The organism is Pseudomonas sp. CM27, assembly GCF_013179515.1.
In the GTDB taxonomy this organism is placed as follows: domain Bacteria; phylum Pseudomonadota; class Gammaproteobacteria; order Pseudomonadales; family Pseudomonadaceae; genus Aquipseudomonas.
This window is the reverse complement of sequence record NZ_JABMCN010000073.1, coordinates 19,761-23,186: the sequence shown is the minus strand read 5'-3', so window position 1 is coordinate 23,186 and position 3,426 is coordinate 19,761. Positions and strand designations below refer to the sequence as shown.

Below are 3,426 nucleotides of genomic sequence, written 5' to 3'. Positions count from 1 at the left end.
CACTGATTGGCTGGTCCAGTTCTTCGCGGATTTCGCGAGCGATGGCGTCACGACCCGGTTCACCGAATTCGATACCGCCACCCAGCGGGCGGCACAGCGTCTGGCCACTGGCCGGGTCATCGAAGACGTTGACCAGGATCTTGCCCTGGTGATGAAAGACACACAGTGCCAGCGAGCGGATGCGTGGTTCCAACAGCGGCTTGAGGAAGCTGCGCTCGTAGCTGAGGATGAAACGCTGCTCGGTTGCCATGGCTACTGCGGCGATGCACTGCGGGTCGGTTTCGGCCTGTTTGCGGTACTGCTCGTAGGCGGCGAGGCTGGGGAAGCTGAACAGGCAATAGGCGACGTTGTTGGCGCCTTCGGCGGGCAGGAAGTAGCCGTGATGCTTGCCGCCCATGCGCGTGACAAGGCCCATCCACAGCCGTGAATAGGCCTCGAAGGCGGGCAACTGGTAAGGGTCGACGAGGAATTTGACGTGGCAGGTGATCAACGGGCTCGTTCCTTCGAGGCGATACGGGGCGCACACCTTAGCCTGATTGCTCAACGTCGTCGACGCCAAGCTAGCCTTCCTTGCGCCAGATCAGCTTGCTGGTGTCATAGCCCTGTTTCTGGGCAATTGTCAGCAGTTGTTCGCGTACCTGATCGGTAATGGCGGGGGTACGCGAAAGCAGCCACAGGTATTCGCGGTTGGGGTGGCCGACCAGCGCCACGCGGTAGTCCTTGTCGTGGTACAGCACCCAGTATTCACCCTTGGTCAGGTCCGGCGCCAGGCGGCTGAACCAGTTGTCGAAGCGTACCCAGAGCTTGTCGGTCTTGCCGGGTTGCTGGGCTTCGGCGATGCCCTTGGCTTCGTTCCACTGGCCGTCTTTTTCCTTGCAGCGGTTGGTCACGTCGATGCGCCCGTCCTCGCGCAGGCCATAACGTGCCTCGGACTGCACGCAGTTGCGCTGGAAGAACATCGGCAGTCGGGCCAGTTCATACCAGGTGCCCTGGTAGCGTTGCAGGTCGACCTGCTCGGTGGTCGGTGGTGCCGGGTGATCGTTGCCGGCGCAGCCGAGCAGGGCCAGGGTCATGCAGGAAAGCAACAGCGTAGTGCGCAGCGCCATGGTTGACCTCCTTGGAGCGGATAGGGGCTTACCTGTGTTTCGATGCTGGCGCGGGGCAAAAGTTGTACGCAGTTACGTTTTGTCGAATGATCCGGTCTGCACCTGGCCTGCGCGCACGTAACGGGCGATGACCACGCCCTTGGGCGAAACCACGGAATGCTCCAGGGTGAAGGCTGCGGCCGCCGCGTCATGACCGAACAGGCGCTTGCCGTGGCCGAGCAGCAGCGGGTGGATCAGCAACTGCAGTTCATCGACCAGGCTTGCTGCCAGTAATTGCTGCACCAGCTCGGCGCTGCCTTGGGTCAGCAGGGCGGGGCCCTCCTGTTGTTTCAGCACACTCACCGCTGTGGTGATGTCCGTGCCCAGGGCTTGGCTATTGTGCCAGTCGAGGGTAGCGGGGTGGTGAGTGGCCACATGCTTGGCCACGCTGTTGAACAGATTGGCGATGGAAAAATCTTCCGAGTTGTCTTTTATCCTTGGCCAGTAGCCCGCGAAGATATCGTACGTGCGCCGGCCCAGCAGCAGTTCGAAGGGCTGGCTGAACAGGTTCTGCATGGCCTGGCCGAATACCTCATCGGCGTAGGGCACGATCCAGCCGCCGTAACTGAACCCGCCGCTGGTATCTTCCTGTGGGCCGCCGGGGGCCTGCATGACGCCGTCGAGGCTGATGAAGGCGGCTACGATGAGTTTGCGCATGGGGACTCTCCTGATGCCAGCCGGGGTGGCTGTGGGCATTGGGTAGTCGACTGGCGCAGGGCAGAATCGACAGCGGAAACCTGTGCCGGCCCTTTCGCGGGTGAAGCCCGCTCCCACAGGTACTGCACAGTTTTCGAAACCTGTGGCGATCCTGTCGGAGCGGGTTTGTTCGCGAAAGGGCCGGTACAGGTCTACATCACAACCAGTAGGTCACCGCCCACCACCCCAGCCCACCCATGACCACGGTATAGGGCAATGCCATCCACACCATCCGCCCATACGACAGCCGGATCAGCGGCGCAATCGCCGAGGTCAGCAGGAACAGGAACGCCGCCTGCCCATTTGGCGTGGCCACGCTGGGCAGGTTGGTGCCGGTGTTGATCGCCACCGCCAGGGTTTCGAAGTGCGCGCGGCTCATCCCGCCATTGAGGAACGCCTGTTTCACCTCGGTGATATAGATGGTGGCGACGAACACATTGTCACTGATCGCCGACAGCAAACCGTTGGCCAGGTACAGCATGCCCGGTTGCTGCTCGGCCGGCAGCGTCAGTACCCAGCTGATCAATGGGCTGAACAACTGCTGCTGATGAATCACCGCCACCACGGCGAAGAACACCACCAGCAATGAGGTGAACGGCATCGCGTCTTGGAACGCCCGGCCCAGGCGGTGTTCATCGGTGATTCCGGTAAACGCGGTAATCAGCACGATCACCATCAGGCCGATCAGGCCAACTTCCGCCACGTGCAACCCCAGGCACACGATCAGGATCAGCGCGGCCAGGCCTTGTACCCACAGTGCAATGCGTTGGGCCTGGGTGCGCGCGGCATCGTCTTGCGCCGCATAGGTCGCCAGCACCTGACGCACCGGTTCGGGCATCAGCGTGCCGTAACCGAACAGGCGCAGCTTCTCCAACAGCACGCAGGTCACCAGGCCGGCGGCGAGCACCGGCACCGACACCGGCGCTACCTTGAGGAAGAAGTCGGCGAAGTGCCAACCCATCTCATGGCCGATCAGCAGGTTCTGCGGCTCGCCCACCAGCGTGCAGACGCCGCCCAGGGCAGTACCGACGGCGCCGTGCATCAGCAGGCTGCGCAGGAAGGCGCGGAACTGGTCGAGGTCATCACGGTGCAGCTGCGCTACCTGCTGGTCGCTGTCCAGCGCAGTCTCTTCGCGTGGGTTGGCCCCGGAAGCAACGCGGTGATAAACCGCGTAGAAGCCGACAGCGGCACTGATGATGACGGCGGTCACCGTGAGTGCATCGAGAAACGCCGAGAGGAACGCCGACAACACGCAGAACAGCAATGCCAATACCGGTTTGGAGCGCACCCCCAGCAGGATGCGCGAGAACAGGAACAGCAGCAGCTCTTTCATGAAGTGGATGCCCGCCACCATGAACATCAGCAGCAGGAGGACCGGAAAGTTGTGCACCAGTTCGTCATACAGCGCCTGCGGCGTGGTCATTTCCAGCAGCAAGGCTTCGACCAGCAACAGGCCGCCCGGCATTAGCGGGTAGCACTTCAGGGCCATGCCCAAAGTAAAAATGAACTCGAGCACCAATGCCCAGCCAGCGGCAACCGGGCCAACGCTGACCAGCAGCAGTGGGTTGAGCAGCAGGAACAGGCT

3 protein-coding genes and 2 pseudogenes are annotated in these 3,426 nt (G+C 62.2%); all 5 read right to left on the bottom strand.

Annotation, left to right across the window (positions count from 1 at the left end; all coding sequences use genetic code 11):
- Positions 1-196 (bottom strand): annotated as a pseudogene (locus tag HP547_RS29355) (NUDIX hydrolase); the annotation flags it as partial.
- Positions 191-490, bottom strand: a pseudogene (locus HP547_RS11665) (NIPSNAP family protein); the annotation flags it as partial. The pseudogenes HP547_RS29355 and HP547_RS11665, both read right to left, overlap by 6 nt.
- Before the next feature lie 70 nt (positions 491-560).
- The gene (locus tag HP547_RS11660) at positions 561-1,106 is read right to left on the bottom strand and encodes a lipocalin family protein (RefSeq protein ID WP_172224742.1); all 546 of its coding nucleotides are present in this window, start codon (positions 1,104-1,106) and stop codon (positions 561-563) included.
- Between the two features lie 72 nt (positions 1,107-1,178).
- Complete coding sequence (locus HP547_RS11655) at positions 1,179-1,802, bottom strand: dihydrofolate reductase family protein (protein ID WP_172286350.1); 624 nt, start codon at positions 1,800-1,802, stop codon at positions 1,179-1,181.
- Between the two features lie 196 nt (positions 1,803-1,998).
- Positions 1,999-3,426: sodium/proton antiporter NhaB (gene nhaB / locus HP547_RS11650; protein WP_172286349.1), on the bottom strand; the 1,428-nt coding region annotated here is incomplete at its 5' end.